This is a genomic window from Elizabethkingia occulta, from assembly GCF_002023715.1.
In the GTDB taxonomy this organism is placed as follows: Bacteria; Bacteroidota; Bacteroidia; order Flavobacteriales; family Weeksellaceae; genus Elizabethkingia; species Elizabethkingia occulta.
Genome location: NZ_MAHX01000004.1, coordinates 31,584 through 50,947, shown reverse-complemented (window position 1 = coordinate 50,947; position 19,364 = coordinate 31,584). Strand labels below are relative to the sequence as shown.

Genomic DNA, 19,364 nt, shown 5'->3' with positions numbered 1-19,364 from the left:
CTTACACCTAGCTACATGGCTATTATAAATATCAGTTGTTAATTTCTATAAGACACATAATGCACGAATCAAAAAAAAACTTATATTTGCCCACAGAAAAAATAAGAAATGATATTGTCTAACTTAAAAAAGGGAAAGAAACAGAACTTGCGTAGAACTTCGTGAGTCATTTTCCTTTGGTTAGAATCGAAATATACAAGGAGCTTGTCATCACGACAAGCTCTTTTTTTTGCTTATAATCTAATCATTAACAATTTAAATATATTTATGAAAGTATTGAAATTTGGAGGGACATCAGTAGGAAGCCCTGAAAGAATTGAACAATTATTACCAATTATCAGATCTCAGGCTGCAGATAAACATCTGGTTGTATTATCTGCTGTTTCCGGAACTACAAACGATCTCGTTACATTATCCGAGCTATATGCCAAAAAAGAAGACAAAGCCGCTCAAAAACACATTGATATACTTTATGATAAATATAAACAGTTTGTAAAAGAACTATTCAGAACAGAATCCGGGACTTTAGAAGCATTAGCTTTTATCGGGGAGGTGTTTCAGTTATTGTATAAGTTTGACAGTGCAAATTTCACTGCTAAAGAAGAACGCATTATCCTAGCTCAGGGTGAGATTATTTCCACAACTTTATTTCATCTGCATCTAAAAGAAAAAGGTATTTCTTCAGTATTATTATCGGCATTGGACTTTATGCTTACTGATAAAGAAGGTGAACCTGATGTAGAGTACATAAGAGAACATGCCACTACTGAAATGGCGAAATTTCCTGATGAAAAATTATTGATAACCCAGGGATATATTTGCCGTAATGCACAAGGCGAAATTGATAATTTGAGAAGAGGAGGCTCAGACTATACAGCGTCTTTATTAGGAGCTGCATTACAGGTGGAAGAAATTCAGATCTGGACGGATATTGACGGGTTTCACAATAATGATCCTCGCTATGTACCAAACACAAAACCTATTGCACACCTAAATTTTGATGAAGCAGCCGAACTATCCTATTTCGGAGCAAAGATTCTGCATCCCCAAAGTGTCTTTCCTGCAAGAAAATATAATGTACCTGTTCGACTATTGGATACCATGAACCTTAGTGCATCAGGAACTTTGATTTCGGGAGACACCAAAAATCTAAATCAAATTGTAGCTATTGCTGCCAAAGATAATATTACTGCAATTCGTATTCAGTCTTCCAGAATGTTAATGGCATATGGATTTTTGAGGAAAATTTTTGAAGTTTTTGAAACTCATAAAACTCCAATTGATATGATTACGACCTCCGAAGTAGCAGTTTCTCTGACGATTGACCAAACAGAATTTCTTTCAGATATAATAAAAAAATTAGAATCTTTCGGAACTGTAGACATTGATTATGATCAATCTATCATTTGTATTGTCGGTGATTTCAAAAAAAACAATCATGGTCTGGCAACTATCGTTTCCGAAGCTGTAAAGCATATTCCGGTAAGAATGATTTCTTATGGTGGAAGTGAAAATAATATTTCATTATTAGTTCCATCAAGTTATAAAATTGAAGCACTAAGATCACTGCACAACAGATTGTTTTAAAAATAAATAGACAACAATAAAGCCTGCGATTAAATATTTCATCGCAGGCTTTTATTATAAACAGATCAACAGGTCAGAGAATCTCCACTTCTTCAGGAACTATAAACATAATTGTACAGCCATGCTCTGATTTTACAGAATGTTTGAAATTAGGTGGTGTATATAAATAATCACCTTTCTCCAGCTCTGCTCCTGCAATAATGGCTTTACCTTCCATTATAAAGAGCTCTTCACCTGCAGGATGATTATGATAGGGATAACTTGCTCCCGGCCCAAACTTTAGAAGAATTGTTGTAGAGCGATTTTTATCAGGATCAAATTTTAAAGATTTTACAAAAATACCTTCATAATGAATTCCTTTCTCTATTAAAGGTTGCCAGTCTTTCTGCTCTGTCTTTACAATGTAGTCATAGATGTTTGTGTTCATGATATTGAATGTTAAATTGTTATTGATGTAAAAGCTGATCCAAAGACCATAAATAATGAGAAAAAGTACTCAACAAGAATGCCCCGGCGCTAAATGCAAAAACAGAATAATCCAAAGGCTCCTTACAGCCAAAGGAAATACTCATAGCAATGCCAAATAAAACAGTGAGAACAGCAGCAAATAAAGCCGTTTTATGTACCCGATAACCTATAAGAAGTAAGAACCCAATGGAAGATTCTGCAAATGTAGATAATACCGCAAGGGATGGAATCCATGAATGAGGTAAAAAAGAATTTACTTCAGCCGTATATTGCACAAATTTGCTCCAACCCGAAGACTGTGCTCCCCAAAGGTTTAACCTGCTGGACACAGCAGATAAAAATCCTGCTGCCAATGCTATTCTTAACAGAAAAACTGCGATATCTTGTCTCACTTTCATAAAAATAATTTTTAGTTCTTAATGACAGGTACAAAGTTCAGGGAAAGTGTACCCCAAAAGAATAGACAATTCTGAGAAAAGCATATAATATTTGAAGATCAAGCTGGTTTTCTTGATAAGAATATAACCACAAAAGCTTTATAAACAATGGAAAGAAGTAGATATAAAATTAGCTACATCTATTTTATAGGCTAATTCCGGACTGTTTTTTGATAGTCTTTTGGAGAAAGGGAAGTATGCTTCTTAAAGAAATTGGAAAAATAAAAAGGATCGTTGAAGCCAAGCTGATAAGCAATTTCCTTTACACTCAGTTTTTCATACAGTAATAATCTTTTTGCTTCAGAAATAATGAGACTGTATATTACATTTTGCGCTGTTTTATTGGTATGAAGCTTTGAAACTTCATTCAATTTAGCTTCGGTAGTACCTAAAAGATCTGCAAATCGGGAAACGGAATAGTCTTCAGAAAAATGATTTCGGACACTTTCCAGAAAGTTCAAGAACAAAGCGTCAGGCTTCCAGATTTCATCTCCATTGGCAATTTTACTCCGGTTAGTTTCCACCAGTAAAAGTTCAACCATGGAATGAGTGGAAATAAGATACTGATAAGGTTTCTCCACTATTTCCTTTTCAATCAGGCTAAGTGTTTCAGTGAAAAATACAGGCTGATGAATGCTGATGACTTCATTCATTCCGAAATGACAGAAAAGCCCGTTATGGAAAATCAGTTCTACATCACTATCGTTTTTACAGAAAAAATCCAGAGTAAATTCAAGAGCAATAAGCTCGCCTTCTACAGAAATTAACTGATGAAATTGTCCCGAGGTTATGGTAACCAACTGTGAAGCTTTAAGTATAAAGATATTCTCATCGATCAGAATTTTTGCACTTCCCTCTTTACACCAGAACAAAGTGTACTTCACAACCCTCCTTGGCTCAGGATGTCCTGCCTGATGAAAATATCTTATTATGTCAATCATTTATCAGTCTTATTAAAATTAGAGTTTCTGATATTATTTAAGCCTTAATTCACTAAAACTAAATTACAAAAAATGAAAGTTTAAAATATATATTTTGTAATGAATAGAAAAATTGTTCTTGTCGTTTTATATTAAGCATTTGTCAGCTCTTTTCTTATACCAAGTCACTATCTTTGTTCTAGCTGTTATGACTTTATTTGCTGTAATAATTTATTAGAAAGATTCTCTGTAATGAACAAATACAATACTTATATTTTTGATTTCGATTATACTCTGGCCGATTCTTCAAAAGGAATTATAATGTGCTTTCGCTATGTTTTGGAAAACCACGGATATCATGATATAAGTGATCTTCAAATAAAACTCACTATCGGAAAGACACTGGAGGAATCTTTTAGCATACTGACAGGCATTACAGATAAAGAAACACTTAATTCCTACGCAAAAGAATATGTAAAAAAGGCCGATGACTGGATGACAGCCAATACTATCCTTTTTCCGGAAACCGCTTTAGTTTTGAGTACATTAAAGGAACGTGGTGCCAAAATAGGTATTGTATCTACGAAGTACCGATATCGTATAATGGAATTTATAGATAAGGAATTCCCAAAGGGTTTCTTTGACATTGTTGTAGGTGCTGAAGATGTAACTGCACATAAACCGGATCCGGCTGGCTTAATCTTAGCCATCAATAACCTGCAGTCAGATTTGGAAAAGTGTTTATACATCGGCGACAGCATCATCGATGCAAAAACAGCACAGGCAATTGGTGCTGATTTTTACGGAGCTCTAAACGGCATTACCACAAGAGAGGAACTGCTTGTATATCCACATATTAAAATTGGCAATAATCTCAATGACTTAATTTAAGTGGTTGAATAAGCCTATCTAAATCCTATCTGCTAATTAAAGGATTTCTTACTGAAAGTATTCCAGCAGTGCCCTTCGATAAGTATTACCGATCGGCAACACAAGTCCTGTATCCAGTTCTACCTGGCCACCTGAAATTTTACTGATGCGCTTCAATGCTATGATATATGATTTATGAATTCTCATAAACAGTTTTTTGTCCAGCTTCTGTTCTATTTCTGTGGTGGTGGTAAGACTTAAGTAATGTCCCTTCGCAGTAAATACTTTCACATAATTACCCCAGCTTTGGATATGTGTAATCTCGTTATAACTGACTTTAATTACATGACCGTCAACTTTCAGGATAATAAAAGGTTCTTGCAAAAACAAGTCGCTTTCCAAGGTTTTTGCTGTCTCGTTCTGTGGAAGTCTCGAAAAAACATTTTCTATCGCTGCCATAAATCTGGCAAGGTCAAATGGTTTTACCAGATAATCAACAACTCTGTATTCATAGCTTTCCAAGGCATATTCTTTGTAAGCCGTGGTCAGAATAACAAGTGGCGGATTACGCAATGCTTTGAGCATCTGCAGCCCGCTCATTCCCGGCATATTAATATCTAAAAAGACCAAATCGACAGGGTTAGCATACATATAATCCATAGCTTCAACAGGATTATAAAAAGAGTCCTTTAGCTGAAGCTGCTTCAGATCTTTGATATAATGACGAAGTACCAGATGAGCTCCTTCCTCATCATCTATAATAATGCATTTAAGAATTTTACTCATAATTGTAATGCTTTAAACTTAAAACCAAGTTCGTCTGATATTCCTCCCCTTCCTCGATAATATCAAGCATATAATGTCCACTATAAAGAAGTTCCAGACGTTTGCGAATGTTGAGCAAACCAATGCCTGTAGAACTCGTTTTAAGGCTTTGATCCTGCATAGAATTATGCACACTCATTCTAAGAACTCCATTTTCAAACTGAATCACTATTTTAACAAACCATTCCCGCTCGGTGGTAAGACTATGCTTAAAAGCATTTTCTACCAAAGTAATAAGCACTAGAGGAGCGATCTGATAATTGTGGGCTTCCATTTTTTTATCTTCAAAGTTATACTCTATAAGGCAGCGTTTACCTACCCGCTCCTTTTCCATGGCAATATAATTTCGGATAAAAGAAAGCTCTTCTTTTAGATTTACAATATTCTTATTCACATTTTCCAGCTGATACCGCATTAAATCAGAAAGCTTCAGGATGAGTTCCGGAGTTCTGGATGGCTCTGCGAGGCTAACGCCATAAAGATTATTGAGCATATTAAAGAAAAAATGTGGATTAAGCTGAGCATGAAGATATTTGATATTCATCTCACTTAACATCAGCTGAGCTTTATTTTTCTTTTCAAGTTCTTTGGAATAATTACGTATCAGAAATAAGGAGAGGAATGCAGCTATGCTAATTGAACACAGGACAACATTATACAAAAAATCCTTAAAAAGTATTACATCTGCAGCTCTGTAATAGTCAGGATCTACCCAGTAATAATCAACAGCTAATAATAATCCCGCTCCCAGAACAATAAACAATATACCACTAACGAAATAGCGTAAGTACTGTCTGTTCATCAGAAAAGGAAATATAAAATAACGATGTAAGATAGCCTGACCATAAAGCAGCACAAGGAAAACAAGATTTTTAACAAGATACATCATAGAGACGGGCTTGATAAAATCCGGAAGCATCGTCAATATAAATATTGCGCTAAAGAAAATTATTTCGTCAAAATACCGCTTTTTATACCATTTTTCTGCCTTAGCCATCAACCTTTTATTATAAAGCAAAGTAGATTCATTTTCACGGAATATGCAAATACAAAATGACAAACACATTACGACACGTTTATCAGACTGTTCATCATTTAAATTTCAGTTTTTAAGGGCTTTATGATTGCTTTGCAGTTCTAAAACAAGGCATTATGAAAACGATAAAGATGTTTTGGTGGTACTGTCTGATATTAGGCTTTTTAGTATCTCCCGGCAAACTATTCTCACAAACAACTCCGGAGAAAATTGTAAAAATAAAAGGTATTGTAGTTAGCAGTATAGATAATAAAGCACTTCCAGGTTCTGTTATTGTTTTAAAATCTGAAACCGGAAAAGTATTGCACACCATTACCTCATCTGCAGATGGTTCATTTTCAGCTTCGATTCCCAAACACTTGAAAACAAATATTAAAATCAGTTTTCTAGGCTATAATGACTATATTTCTGAAATCACAAGGCTGGAAAATGAAGACCTTGATCTAGGCAGAATCTCTTTAGAAGAAAAGAGCAGCAACATTAAAGGAGTTGTCATTGCGGGAAGCAGGAAGAAACCTCTTATCCAAAATGGAAAAGACAAAATAGTCTACAATGCGGATTCCGATATTAGTAACAAATCGGGAAATGCAACGGATGTTCTTCGTAAAGCACCAATGCTTACTGTAGGAGCGAACGGAGAGCTTAAGCTGAGAGGAAATTCCAATATTAAAGTTCTGATGAATGGTATTCCTTCAGGAATAATGGCCAAAAATCTAAAAGAAGCGCTGAAAATGATTCCTGCCAGCTCTATTGTTTCCGTGGAAGTAATTACAAATCCATCAGCAAAATACGAAGCCGAGGGCGCCGGTGGTGTCATTAATATTATCACAAAGAAAAAGCTGAAAGGAACCAGTGGATCGCTCGATTTATCCGGAGGAAATCTGGAGCAATCCAGTAATCTGGCTTTAAATATAGCTGCAGGAAAATTTAATATTTCGGCTACGGGCAGCTATAGTGAAGAACGCGAAGAATTAACTGTACAGACAGAACGTACATCTTTGTCCGGGCAACAGCAAATTGGCCATCTTTTCCAGAGAAAAAATTCCCTTCAGACGGAGAAAGGAGGTTCAGCCGGACTTAATATTAAGTATCAGATAGATTCCCTTCAGACTTTGGAAACCAGCTTCTCTTACTGGAAAGGATCCTGGCCACAAAAAGGCAATTTGTACAGCCGTTACAGCAATAATTCTGCTACAGATGAATACCATCAGAAGATAAAACAAACCGGAAGATTCGATTACAAGGAATGGGTTTTAAATTACCAGAAAAAATTTCGCCGTGAAGGACAAGAATTGCAATTAGTAGCACAAACATCCTACTCTACTGATTTTTCAGACTATCTGACGGAGCAATATAAAATGGACGGTACACTCGCTTTTCGTGAAAGAGGTCCCAACAAAGGATCCGAGAGAGACTGGAGTATACAGGCAGATTACGCGCAGCCACTAAGTGCTTCCGGAAAAATTCTGTTAGAGACAGGTTTGCGTTATTATAAAAACACATCCAAAAGCTCTTACGAAATTATAAACAGCCATATCCCTGTAGATCCCGCACGTTTAGGAAATATAAAGTATATACAGGATGTATTTTCTGCTTATATGACACTGAATTTCGAAACGGATAGCGATTGGACTATCCGTCCGGGAATACGGCTTGAAAAAACATTTGTAAATGCCAGCTTCCAGTCCGGAGCTCCTTTTAAAAGGAATTTTACAAACTGGATTCCAAATTTGCTGATTGTAAAAAAGCTTAATGAAAACCACGAACTTAAATTCAATTATACAGAGAGGATACGTCGCCCGTGGATTATGGATCTCAATCCGTATAGCAATGCCAGTGACCCCTTGAATATTACTACCGGAAATCCTTATCTGGAGCCTGAACAAACCAGAAACATAGAGTTTTCTCATGTATTTACAACGGCTAAAAAAGCATCATTAACCAGCAGCGTATATTACAATTTTAACAAAAACTCTATTGAACCGGTTACCGTAGTTAATAAAGACGGAATATCTTATACCACACCTTCAAACATTGGAGAGAATAACCGTTTGGGAGCTAATATCAGTACAATTTTTAGTCCTGTGAAAAAATGGACTGTAAATGCCAATGCCGAAGTGTTTTATCTTCAGTTCCGTAGTAAATTTTTAGGACTGAACAATACCGGAACTTTTTTCACCACGAGTTTGAGCAATACCCTATCACTACCGGATAATTTAAGTCTAAGCATATCGGGAGATTATGGAAACGGATTTATTACACTTCAGGGAAAAAATTCAGCTAATTATTCTTACCGCCTTGCCATAAGCAAACAACTTCTGGACAATAAAGCGAGCCTTACACTTGCTATTATCAATCCTTTTCAGAAAGCATTTAGAGAAAATGTGTATGCATTTGCACCCACTTTCCAGAGCACAGGTATAAACAGATATTATAACAGGGCTGCTACGCTTACTTTCAGCTGGCAATTTGGAGGCTTGAAGCCTGCTCATGACAGGGAAAGTCGTTTTTCGGATGAAGGAAATGACAAGCACATGAGAGGAAAAAAGCTAAAGTAAGAACAGACAGATTTCATGTTGTCAGAAAAGTACATATATATCATTTTTTCACTTCTTTAAAGAAGATTTTTGTTTCATTAGTCACAGATCTCTTACTTTAAAGACACAGATCCTGCAAACAGTCATTTGCAGGATCTTCTTTATCTCAATAGAACATTTTATATCCGGACTTATATACTCTTAGAAACTAAGCAACAAAAAAGACTTAAACATTGTTTAAGCCTTTTCTGGTATATAAAATTTTAAATATAATAACTTATTTTTTAGCTTTTACATCAATTGCGATTTCGATGTCTTTGCTAATCATCCATTCAGCTGGATCTGATTCAGTAGTACCGAATTTAATTCCCCAGTCGGCTCTGTTTACAGTAAATTTAGCCTGAATAGCTGCTGTATCACCAGCAACATCTACTTTAGCAGGGAAAGTAACGTTCATAGTTTTTCCTAACAAAGTAAGATTTCCGCTTATTGTTTTATTAGCTCCTGCAACAGCATCTTTTGGAGTTTCTTTCAAATCTGCTACACTTGTAATCTTAAAATCAGAAACAGGATTTTTTTCTACATTAAAGAAGTCAGCACTTTTCAAGTGAACCTCAAGTTCTGCAGGTTTTTTATCTGCTTCTGTTACTGAAGCCGGATCAACTTTAATAGAAGTCATATCAATAATAAAGTTACCTGCTGTTACCTGTCCACCTTCAATACTCAAATCTCCTGATTTTACATTAAGAGTTCCCCAACGAGGTGCGAATCCTCCTTTGTGGAAAGCTTTCCAGTTTACTACAGAAGCTACTGAATCTACTTTTAGCATTTCTCCTTTGCTTTCTGCAACAGTCTGCTCAGTTCCTACTGATGTATCAGTTTTTGCTTTATTACATGATGCTGCAAGCAATCCTACTCCTACTAGTGCTATTAAACTAATTTTTTTCATATTGTTATATTGTTTATAAATTCTGTTTATTTTCGGAGACAAAAATAGAAAAAACCTGATTGCGGTTTCATTAACATAGATCAAGAAACACTGATTTTTATTTTCAGTTCCTAATAAATCTATTGCTTTTTACAGGCTGAAGTTTTTCAAAAAGCTTTCCAACTCATCGATCGGAACTTTGTTAGCAGATGACACAACGCCATATCTGTTTCCTTCCAGATATTGGATACTGGTAAGTCCGTCGCCTTCAAACATACTCCAGTCAAAGGAAACTAACCAACCTTTGAAATTCTTAACCTTTGATTTATCTGTTGGCTGCTCATATTTTTGCAATTCCAGATAGTTTAACAGACTCGATTTTACTTGTTCTGCTCCGGTACCTGCTCCATCTGTTACCATTAAATAGATATTCTGAGAACCTTTCTTATAATTTGCTGTAGCGGAAGAACCTGTTTCCGGATCTTCATAAGCTTGTACTTCTGTAAGCTTAAATCCATTAATCTCTTTTTTAAACTTAGATTTAAAATCATTACTGCTTATCGGCTTTAGTTTCTTTAATTCTTTAGCCAGATTTTCAACTTTAACAGAATCTGAATTAACTTGTATTTTTTCAGAAGTATTAACTAATGGCTCATGAGCAGAAACAGTAGAAAAATTTCCTGAGAATAATAAGGCTGCACTAAAAATGCCTATTGCTAAATAAGAACGCTTCATATAGTTTTATTTTTTTAATCGTTTTTTCCTTTCAAAAAATATACCATAGGTCTCTTTATAATTATTAAGGTTATTTAATCTATAAACATTAACAAAATATATCTAGTAGTGTATGATTATAATTTTTAATTTTAATAGGTAAACTATTATAATCTGACAACCTGAATAATGGGTATATTATAACTATTATCTCGCCAGAATTTAGCTAATTTGGTATTTATTTTGTTTACACCCGATACACATTTATCTTTATGATCACAACCAAATACATTAATTACAGGCAAATTCTGAATCTATCAGGCCTCCATGTTATTATACTTACATTATGGTGTACATTGGTAGCTGCACTTTTTTATTTTTTCAAATGGCAATGGATGGTTATTCCATGGGTACCTGTAGCATTAATTGGTACTGCTGAAGCTTTCTATGTAGGCTTTAAAAATAATCAGGCATATGACAGACTATGGGAGGCCCGTAAAATATGGGGTGGTATCGTGAACTCCAGCCGGTCGCTTACATCTATGCTTTATGCCTTTAATACAGCCGAAGAAAGTGATCTTGAACTGGAAAAGAAAAGAAAGAAAATAGCTTACCGCCATATTGCATGGTTATATGCATTCCGGGAGCAACTTCTGGTTCCTACTGAATGGGAACATATCAGTATTGAGAAACATGGAATAAATGTAGACCAAAGACGTAACAGACTTATTAAAGCGGGATTTCCGGACTATGGAAGAACGCCTATTTTTTTAAATAAATATCTTTCTGAGGAGGAAGCAGCATTACAGTCGGAGTATAAAAACTTTGCCACTTTTCTGATATCACAACAGGCTAAGGATGTTAATGAACTAAAAAATAGTAAGGATATTTCTGATTTTAATCAAATGCAGCTTCAGGAATGCCTGAACCTGTTTTATGATTATCAGGGACAAGCTGAAAGAATTAAAAAGTTTCCTTCACCACGGCAATTTGCAAGTACTGCTTTTATCTTCAACATTATTTTTATGATGTTGTTGCCACTGGGACTTGTAAATGAGTTTGCCAAGCTTGGAAACTGGGGTATACTGCTAAGCGTTCCGTTTTGTGTGGTAATAGGATGGATTTATATTGTAATGGAATTAGTAGGTGATTATTCCGAGAATCCTTTTGCCGGACTAATGTTTGACATTCCGATGCTTTCCATCTGCAGAACGATTGAAATAGATATGCTTCAGATAATTGGAGAAAATAAAGATGATCTTCCTGAGGGTATCACTTCTAAAAATGGAGTCCTGGTATAATATAAAACTTCAATTCTATTTATAAAAAAAAGCCCTTCATAGGGCTTTTTTTCATAAATCTCTGAATGAATTAAATAATTAAATCCACTCTTCAATAAGATGCAGCCATAATGCTTTATCTTCTTCTAAAAGGAAAACTGCAGATGCCCTTCTCTGATTATTTATATCTCCGGTAATCTGTATTTCGGTATAGGTTGCTATACCATGTCTGTCGGAATACTGAACATCTATATTTTCCAGTGCAACACTGCGTGTCGGGAACCTCCCGTATACAGTAGGCAACCAATCGGAAAACATATGAAATGACACAGCATTACCATCACCATTAACCATCCTGAAATCTGGAGAAAACCCTGAAAGAATCTTATTATAAAGTGCTTCCTGATTTTCTTCTCCTCTGAACCATTTTTCGATATTTTCGCAGAACCCATTTAACTCCGCAACGATTTTTTCTTTGTTGTTCATCTTTATTGTAATATTTAGTTATTATTTCTTGATATATTTTTTCAGCTTAGCATTAATATAGAGTCCGGTAACCTGAAATAAAGCAATCATTAAAATGGCCAATGCAAAAGCTTTTGGAAAACTCAGGATATTTATTGTACTAAAAAATATGGTTCCGATAATAGCCCCACCTGTTACCCCACCAATCTGCATGCTAATACTTACCAAAGCAGAGGCCTGCCCTGCTCTTTCTTTATTCACCAATGCGATAGCAGTTCGCATCATAACCGGCATAATAACACCATGTCCAAGTCCTGCCAGAAACAATGTAATATCAGTCGCCAATGAAGGCTTCTGCCATAGGTAAAAGAGCATTGAACTCGTTGAAAAACCTACTATAAGTATTCCCAAACCTATGTAAATTAAAGTATTGACAGGAAATTTTACTCTTTGAGAAATTAAAGGCCCAAAGAAAAATGCTAATCCATAAGGAACAATAGCTAACCCCGTATCCATTGGCGAATAATGCAGAAATTGTTGTAAATAGTATGGATAGCAAATAAATAAACCGGCTGTAAAGTTGTAAAAAAATATTACCGGAAGACTTAATGAAAATTGTTTATCCAGTAACAAGCCTGGATCTATAAGAACTGCTCTATTCTGCTGATGCCGTTTTACTTCGTATCTAAAAAATACTATAAGAAGGCTCAATCCTGCTATCATGGTGCAAAAGATCCACCATGCCCAATGGTATTCTCTTCCAAAAATAAGTGAGCAAATAAAGAGTAACAAGGCAAGAATAAGCAGGAACGCTCCTTTATAATCAATCCCGGATAATTTTGGATCTTTATTATTATCCATGGTAAAATGAATACCTGTAATGCAAACAATGGTAACCGGAACGTTTACCAGAAATACCATTTCCCATGAGAACCCTGCCCAGTGAAGATTGAGCAGCAGTCCACCCAATAACTGTCCTGCAACAGAAGCCAAGCCAAATACAGCACTAAAAATACTTACTGCCTTTGGCTGCTCACTACTGCTGAATAATACCCGAACAGACGCCAATACTTGCGGAGCCAAAAGGGAAGCTCCCACTCCCTGAAAAAGTCTGGCGGTAATAAGCGTGGAAATATCAGGAGAAAAAGCACAAGCTATGGAGGAAAACAGGAAAATGTACAATCCAAGAGTAAATATTTTCTTTCTTCCGTAGATATCCCCCAGCCTTCCGCCACACACAACCAACGCAGCATAGGTGAGACCATAAATAGCAACAACCAACTGCAATTGCTGGTCGCTTGCATTAAAAGCCTTTTGTATAGCAGGCAAAGCCATATTAACAATAAAATAATCCAATGGCGACAGAAAAGCTCCTGCAACCAAAAAACCTAGTGCCTGCCATCTTTTCGAATAAGTATTCATTTTTTTTATGCAAAAATACCCGCTTTTAATACGGTTAAAATTGTACTTTTGGAGGAATATATAGTGTCCGGATATGAAAAACCTGCATATAGAAAATATTACAGTAAAGGAATTAAAGCTAGCTAATGAATCTGTTCAGTTTCGGACCCAGGCTTTTCTTAGTTTCGTTTATATTGTGAAGGGCGAAGGAGAACTTTCTTATGAAGACCATCAGATAAATTTCACAAAAGGAAAACTCATTATAATTCCACAGCATCAGGCTTATTATTTTAAAAGTACAGATGCAGAACTAATAGCCATTCAGTGTCCTGTTGAGTTTATTGACAAAATACGTCTCGAAGCTGACCGTATAGAAAGTTGTGAAAATCTGTATAAGCTACAGTATATTAGCAACAATCACCACTCGCGTGCAGGATGTGTATTCCGGAATAAAAATGATGAATCTTTTGCGGAAACTCTTATTCTGCAAATAGCCCGGGAGTACAAAAACAAAACGGAGGACTACCTCATCATCAGAAACAGTATTTCTATTCTATTGAATCTTATTACCCGAAACATTATTAAAAGTGAAACGTCTGATATAGAAAAAAACCGAAAAGCATTTTCTATTATGAAAATCATCACCTATATCCAGCAGCACATAAAAGACAAAGAAAAACTACGTATTCCAATAATTGCTGAACATTTCCGAATTTCCGAAAATTATTTTGGTGAGTATTTCAAACAGCAGACTGGTATCTCTTATCAAGACTATTTACTGGATTATCGTTTGAAGCTTGTAGAAAACTATCTGCGACACAGCAGTATCCGCCTGAGCGAAATTGCTTATGAATTGCAGTTTAGTGATGAAAGCCATCTTTCAAAACTTTTTAAAAAGCACAGAGGTCTAACACCGGGAGAATACAGAAAGCAGAAATAAAGAATAATGCCTTAATCAAAAATCGGGTAATCTTTTAGGACTACCCGATAAAACTTGTTAACAAACAAAAATGTGATGATAATATTGTTATTTAACTACCATTTAAAAATCAGTTAACAGTTTTACAAACAAATGAATGATGATTTTTTAATTATACTTTTATTATTCATCTAAGGAGTTGGAGGAGCTGCATATTTCCATGGTTTAAAGCCATTAAATTCAGATGTTCTTGCTGCCCACACCATAATATTCCCCATTACAACACTATTATATGCACTCTTACTCCGCGCAGTATAGCCATTTCCTGCATCTCCGTATGGTTTTGGTAATGGTCTTTTAGTTGTAGCATCATAGTTAAAAGGACATATAATGGCCGAAGTAAGATCACCGTTAGAAACAAAACCTCCGTCGCCTACATAGAAAAAGTTCTTAGTATTGTGCTTGAACATAGTAATTCCGGAATTAGCCCCCGTTCTGTTAATTGCCTGCCCGTAGGAATATACCGTAACCTGACTCAACGGAACATTTACAATTCCAAGAGTTGTACCGGCATCCTCTCCCCAATATTGTCCACGTGCATCTCCTACCTGGCCATTCAGTATTTTATCATTAGGATCTGTTCCAACTAAAGGATACATTGCACCAGCACTTCCATTGGAGTCCAGAGTAATATTTGATACGCCAAACAAGCTGTTAAAGAAGCTTCTGTTTTCAGCACCTACACTATCCTGGAGCAGCATTATTACAATTCCATTATTATTAATATAGTCTAGTAAAGCTGTGGCCACAGCCGGTCTTATATAAAGAACATCATATCCAAGAATTATAATATCCGGTTTTTTGGATGTATCTGCAGGATTAATCTTATTGATAATATTATTATCACCGGTAGTACTGGCACTATAGTTTACCCAGTTTTCTGTTTTATCATCTGTAGCATTACCTCCAATCCAGGCGCCTCCGCCAGGTGTCCACGGTGCCATTTTCACTAAGCTTGTAGACAGATTTCCAAAATTCTCCTTAGCATTCAGAAAAGCCCAGGAGCGTCCTTGCTCTAAAGCATAACCATAGCTAGTGTTATTCGAAATATGCAGAATTCTTTTTGAAGTAAGCATATACCATAGATTAGCCACTCCCAGTAATCGTTGCCCGGAAGTCGGAGAGGTAAAATTGTAAGTAAATGAAGGCTTATTTGCAGCTCCATTGTAAGTTGCAAGGTTTCTGTCGGCAACAGCAGGTGCAGCATCAGTGAAGTGAACCTGAAGATCATCTATATTCACTTTATATGAGGTTAGCGCTGCAGGATCCGCAGTGTAATAATTGGCTTCCCATACATTTGCAGGTGATAATGTTGTAAAAATCTCCGTTGTCGGAATTACCTGTAAATTACTTATGCTACCTCCCTTAATATCAAAAGTCCCTTTTTTCAGATAATTATTCTGTGCAAAGCTTGCCTTGAAACTATTAATAGTTGCATATTCTGCTAATACTGAAGCATCCACTTTCACACTTACCTGCGCTACTTTGTGTTGAAATGTAATGGCTATATTATAGGTGTCCTGCTGGTTCTGAGGAGTCTTAGCAACTACCACCTCTCCTGTCGCGTAGAGTAAATCTTTATCTATTGCTGTATCTATAGCAGGATTTGCTGTATTAGATGGCTCTGGTATAGCTTCGTTATTATTATAAGAGTATGCATACCACGTATAAGTACCTCCTTTTACTGCATCCAGAGATACTGCTGTTCCGGAAGTAGCTTGCAGCGTTTTCCATAATAATCCTGTAGTTTTATCATAAATTAATATACGGTATGTATAACCTACCGGCATTGGCTGTGTTGCCGCTATAAGATTGTTATTCAAATTACCTGTGCTTGCGATTGCAGATCTCAGCATCTGGTTTCCTGTTGTGTTCATAGGTATCTGTTCCGCTTTGGCATCTGCAATAAAGCCGCTGGCTGTAGTGAGTCCGGAAGTATTTCCTGTAAGGGGCATGGTACTATTTACTGATGCTACCGCCATTTTACTAACTGGCTGAATAACCTCAGTACCTATTACTCCGTCTATTTTTATCACCATTTTCATCCCCTCTCCTCCAACAGATGAAGCATCGTTATTATCCGGAGAACAACTTGCTACTGAGAATATTAAAAGTAAAGCTGAGAATAATGCTGAAAATATTCTGCTACAGCTTCTATATGTAGTTATACTATTCATAATCGATCGTGTTTGTTGTATTTTTAAAATTCCCAGTTTTGTTCATCCTTCTTTTCGTCCCAATCTGTAGTAGTTGGCGTATTGGTGGAACCACCAGGAACAATCTGTGCCGAAGAACTTGCAATCCCCTGCTCCATTGTTACATATAAAACTCCTATAACGGGAGGTTTATAATCTTTTTTTTCAGTCTGGTTCATCAATTGTTTGTCATTTTTTCTCATTGTATTTATATTCTTTAAAGGTTTTTCAGCAAACTGTCAGCATATTATCGGTACCATACAGTACAGAGAATTACTATTATAAGAAGAGAAGTTTATTGTGTTTTTAAATTTTTCAGAACAGGCGCATAACTTCCTGTATAGTATTGCTGTACAAAGTTATATCCATTAATCAGCTATACATTATTCAGGCACCCTTATATTCACTCACGAGTGAAAAAAAGGTTTATTTCTAAAAAAAAATATTATTATAAAGAAGAATAGTTTACACAAATAATTTAAGAGTCACAGCTGGCTTAAAAAACAATCAATATTTACATCACCTGGTATATTGAGTTTTTTCTTTACCCTGTATTTTCTGCTCTCTACTGATTTTACGCTAGAATCAGTACAAACTGCTATATCTTTTGTTCTGAATTCCAATTTTATCAATGCACACATTTGCAGCTCGGAAGAAACGAGATTCGGATTAATTTTAAGAAGTGCGGGTATAAAATCAGGAAAGAATAATTGAAATTTCTCCAGAAAAAGAGGTGATTTTTGTTCAGCGAGATCAATAATTTCCTTAACCTTATTTTGAACAAGATCCTGAATAATCACAATCTTTTTGCTCAGTTCTTTATTGGCTGCTGTTAAGTCTGCAATCCGCAATTTTTTTGAGTTAATATTTTTTATCAGAAACTTTATTTTATGGTCTTTATCAGCAATAAAACCAATATGAAAAAGTAGTATAGTTACCGACATTAGAATGTTGACAAGCTTCAGAACCCTATACTCGCTATTCGTTACAAAACTGTTTCTTGGAATAAAATTCAAATCAAAAGATTCGACCACAACAAAATTCAATAAAACAACCAATAACAAAGCATAAACAATATTTCTTTGGGTTTTATAATCAAAGAAAAAAGGAATGGCAAAAAGCAGAGAAAAATAAAAATATTCATCACCCACCTCTTTGGAATTATACACGTGAAAAAAACTAATATGAAATGCAAGAGCAATAATAATAGTACCCACAAGAATATTCAGGACTTTTTTAGAGCAATCTGATTTCTTAATCTTTCTAATTAAAAGAAAACTGAATGAAATAAAAATAAGAAATAAAGATACAGGGATATCATTTAGAAATAATCCGGTAAACAAAGAGAAAGTAAGAAATATACAAAACAGAAAATACAGATATTTGTTGATCAAACTTATATAAAGATTATGAATACTTTCTTCTTCATTAATAATTCTGTTTTGCATATTTTTTAGGGGCAATGATTAAAACGGAAATGAAAGTAATAATATAAATACTATACATAATTAAATATGAAAGTATATTCTGAAATATTGCGATGATAATTTTTGTCTAAAAATTAAATTTTAATTTGGAGTGTATATTCTTATACAGATGTAATCCAAATCGTGAAATCCTGATCAGCAGGAATTTCGATTTTTTTCCTTAATCTGTATTTTTTGCTTTCCACCGATTTAACTGTAGAGTTACTATATAATGCAATCTGCTTGTTACTAAAATTAAGCTTTAACATTGCACATAAATAGAGATCTGACATTGTAAGGGATGTATTTGAGGCATTTCTTATAGTATTAAAGAAATTAGGAAAATACAAATCAAAACGTTCTATAAAAATCGAATCATTGGTCTGCGCCAGTCTGATCATTTCACGGATATCTGATTCTGATAATTTTTCTTTCTTGTGCTGTTCTTCCAACATTTCAATCTTAACCTGCAAATCCCTAATATACTGATCTTTAGTCACATTGAAATCTACTAACATATAATCTTCTCTCTTTTTCTCTCCGACAAAATAGTAAGTAATCCTGAAAATCAGCAAACTAAAGGTAATATTCATGATCAGCAACTTATTCTGATAATGATATTTTAAAACTAAATCCGACTGTGGTATAAGACTGAAATTATATATAGCAGATATATATAAACTCCCTAGTACAATAATGGAAATGATAAAAATTTCCACCCTATTTTTGGGATAGTTTAAAAAAAAAGGAATAGCCAGAAGCAACGGGAAATAAAATAAAAAAACGCAGCTCTCTACACCACAAAAAGAGGAATAATAGGTTATAATAAAATTCAGCAAAACAAAGGTAATGAGAATAACATATTTGTTCTTCCTGTATTCTTTTATAATATAAGAAAGTGCGAATAACAAGGATATTGAAAGTAAAAAAAGACTATCAACAGTAAATGCTATAAAGGTATAAATCGCAATCCCTTGCGAAAAGAAAATAAGCGTTAATAAAGCAAGATATTGATTAATTAAAATTGTAAAATCTTTTTCAATTTCACTTGCGTTATGATCAATTCCCCAGAAAGAAATCTTCTCATATATATCTTTTACAGTTCTTGAAAAATAGCTTGTGCTCATTTTCATTTTTTAATCTTCTTCTATGATAATTAACTGAAAGTATCCCTCAAAAATTTACACAAACCTATTTATTACTCATGAAAATCCAGCAATAAAGCTGCACTCATTTGCACTCGCGAGTGATTTAAA

General features: G+C 35.0%; 18 protein-coding genes. 5 read left to right on the top strand and 13 right to left on the bottom strand.

What is annotated here, in order from left to right; genetic code table 11:
• The first annotated feature begins 267 nt into the window (after window positions 1-267).
• Window positions 268-1,587 carry an aspartate kinase gene (locus BAZ10_RS02030; protein WP_078770622.1) on the top strand — a complete coding sequence of 440 codons (1,320 nt, stop codon included), beginning with the start codon at window positions 268-270 and terminating at the stop codon, window positions 1,585-1,587.
• A 73-nt stretch (window positions 1,588-1,660) separates the two neighbouring features.
• On the opposite strand, the gene BAZ10_RS02025 is transcribed toward BAZ10_RS02030, so the two are convergent.
• The 3 genes from BAZ10_RS02025 to BAZ10_RS02015 form a co-directional block, all read right to left on the bottom strand.
• Window positions 1,661-2,014: a cupin domain-containing protein gene (locus BAZ10_RS02025; RefSeq protein WP_078770621.1), complete on the bottom strand. Its 354-nt coding sequence runs from the start codon at window positions 2,012-2,014 to the stop codon at window positions 1,661-1,663.
• A 19-nt stretch (window positions 2,015-2,033) separates the two neighbouring features.
• The gene (locus tag BAZ10_RS02020) at window positions 2,034-2,453 is read right to left on the bottom strand and encodes a DoxX protein (protein WP_078770620.1); all 420 of its coding nucleotides are present in this window, start codon (window positions 2,451-2,453) and stop codon (window positions 2,034-2,036) included.
• A 191-nt stretch (window positions 2,454-2,644) separates the two neighbouring features.
• Window positions 2,645-3,433 (bottom strand): helix-turn-helix domain-containing protein, encoded by a 789-nt coding sequence (locus tag BAZ10_RS02015; RefSeq protein ID WP_078770619.1) that lies wholly within the window; start codon window positions 3,431-3,433, stop codon window positions 2,645-2,647.
• Window positions 3,434-3,664: 231 nt separating this feature from the next.
• On the opposite strand from BAZ10_RS02015, the gene BAZ10_RS02010 reads away from it, so the two are divergent.
• A complete protein-coding gene (locus BAZ10_RS02010; RefSeq protein WP_078770618.1) occupies window positions 3,665-4,303 on the top strand; it encodes an HAD-IA family hydrolase in 639 nt (212 codons plus the stop codon).
• Window positions 4,304-4,351: 48 nt separating this feature from the next.
• Here BAZ10_RS02010 and BAZ10_RS02005 read toward each other — a convergent pair whose 3' ends face one another.
• Together BAZ10_RS02005 and BAZ10_RS02000 are read right to left on the bottom strand one after the other, a co-directional pair.
• On the bottom strand, window positions 4,352-5,068 hold the full coding sequence (locus BAZ10_RS02005) for a LytR/AlgR family response regulator transcription factor (protein WP_078770617.1): 717 nt from the start codon (window positions 5,066-5,068) through the stop codon (window positions 4,352-4,354).
• Window positions 5,061-6,104, bottom strand: coding sequence for a sensor histidine kinase (locus tag BAZ10_RS02000; protein WP_078770616.1), 1,044 nt, complete (start codon window positions 6,102-6,104; stop codon window positions 5,061-5,063). The genes BAZ10_RS02005 and BAZ10_RS02000 overlap by 8 nt, the downstream gene beginning before the upstream one ends.
• A 155-nt stretch (window positions 6,105-6,259) precedes the next feature.
• Between BAZ10_RS02000 and BAZ10_RS01995 the strand changes: the two genes are divergently transcribed.
• Entirely contained in the window at window positions 6,260-8,701 is a 2,442-nt protein-coding gene (locus BAZ10_RS01995) for an outer membrane beta-barrel family protein (RefSeq protein WP_078770615.1), read from the top strand.
• Window positions 8,702-8,957: 256 nt separating this feature from the next.
• On the opposite strand, the gene BAZ10_RS01990 is transcribed toward BAZ10_RS01995, so the two are convergent.
• Together BAZ10_RS01990 and BAZ10_RS01985 are read right to left on the bottom strand one after the other, a co-directional pair.
• Window positions 8,958-9,629: a YceI family protein gene (locus tag BAZ10_RS01990; protein WP_078770614.1), complete on the bottom strand. Its 672-nt coding sequence runs from the start codon at window positions 9,627-9,629 to the stop codon at window positions 8,958-8,960.
• Window positions 9,630-9,758: 129 nt separating this feature from the next.
• Window positions 9,759-10,343 carry a hypothetical protein gene (locus BAZ10_RS01985; protein ID WP_078770613.1) on the bottom strand — a complete coding sequence of 195 codons (585 nt, stop codon included), beginning with the start codon at window positions 10,341-10,343 and terminating at the stop codon, window positions 9,759-9,761.
• Window positions 10,344-10,594: 251 nt separating this feature from the next.
• Between BAZ10_RS01985 and BAZ10_RS01980 the strand changes: the two genes are divergently transcribed.
• The gene (locus BAZ10_RS01980) at window positions 10,595-11,623 is read left to right on the top strand and encodes a bestrophin family protein (protein WP_078770612.1); all 1,029 of its coding nucleotides are present in this window, start codon (window positions 10,595-10,597) and stop codon (window positions 11,621-11,623) included.
• 78 nt (window positions 11,624-11,701) lie between these two features.
• Here the strand turns inward: BAZ10_RS01980 and BAZ10_RS01975 are convergent, their stop codons facing one another.
• Window positions 11,702-12,088 (bottom strand): hypothetical protein, encoded by a 387-nt coding sequence (locus BAZ10_RS01975; RefSeq protein WP_078770611.1) that lies wholly within the window; start codon window positions 12,086-12,088, stop codon window positions 11,702-11,704.
• A 21-nt stretch (window positions 12,089-12,109) separates the two neighbouring features.
• Window positions 12,110-13,489, bottom strand: a complete 1,380-nt coding sequence (locus BAZ10_RS01970; protein ID WP_078770610.1) for an MFS transporter — start codon at window positions 13,487-13,489, stop codon at window positions 12,110-12,112.
• Window positions 13,490-13,562: 73 nt separating this feature from the next.
• On the opposite strand from BAZ10_RS01970, the gene BAZ10_RS01965 reads away from it, so the two are divergent.
• Window positions 13,563-14,408, top strand: a complete 846-nt coding sequence (locus BAZ10_RS01965) for an AraC family transcriptional regulator (protein ID WP_078770609.1) — start codon at window positions 13,563-13,565, stop codon at window positions 14,406-14,408.
• 170 nt (window positions 14,409-14,578) lie between these two features.
• On the opposite strand, the gene BAZ10_RS01960 is transcribed toward BAZ10_RS01965, so the two are convergent.
• From BAZ10_RS01960 to BAZ10_RS01945, 4 genes are all read right to left on the bottom strand, one after another.
• Window positions 14,579-16,624, bottom strand: a complete 2,046-nt coding sequence (locus BAZ10_RS01960) for a fimbrillin family protein (RefSeq protein WP_078770608.1) — start codon at window positions 16,622-16,624, stop codon at window positions 14,579-14,581.
• Between the two features lie 23 nt (window positions 16,625-16,647).
• Window positions 16,648-16,845 carry a hypothetical protein gene (locus tag BAZ10_RS01955; RefSeq protein ID WP_078770607.1) on the bottom strand — a complete coding sequence of 66 codons (198 nt, stop codon included), beginning with the start codon at window positions 16,843-16,845 and terminating at the stop codon, window positions 16,648-16,650.
• Between the two features lie 282 nt (window positions 16,846-17,127).
• Window positions 17,128-18,090, bottom strand: coding sequence for a helix-turn-helix transcriptional regulator (locus BAZ10_RS01950; protein ID WP_078770606.1), 963 nt, complete (start codon window positions 18,088-18,090; stop codon window positions 17,128-17,130).
• Window positions 18,091-18,230: 140 nt separating this feature from the next.
• Entirely contained in the window at window positions 18,231-19,235 is a 1,005-nt protein-coding gene (locus BAZ10_RS01945) for a helix-turn-helix transcriptional regulator (protein WP_245803719.1), read from the bottom strand.
• Window positions 19,236-19,364 lie beyond the last annotated feature (129 nt).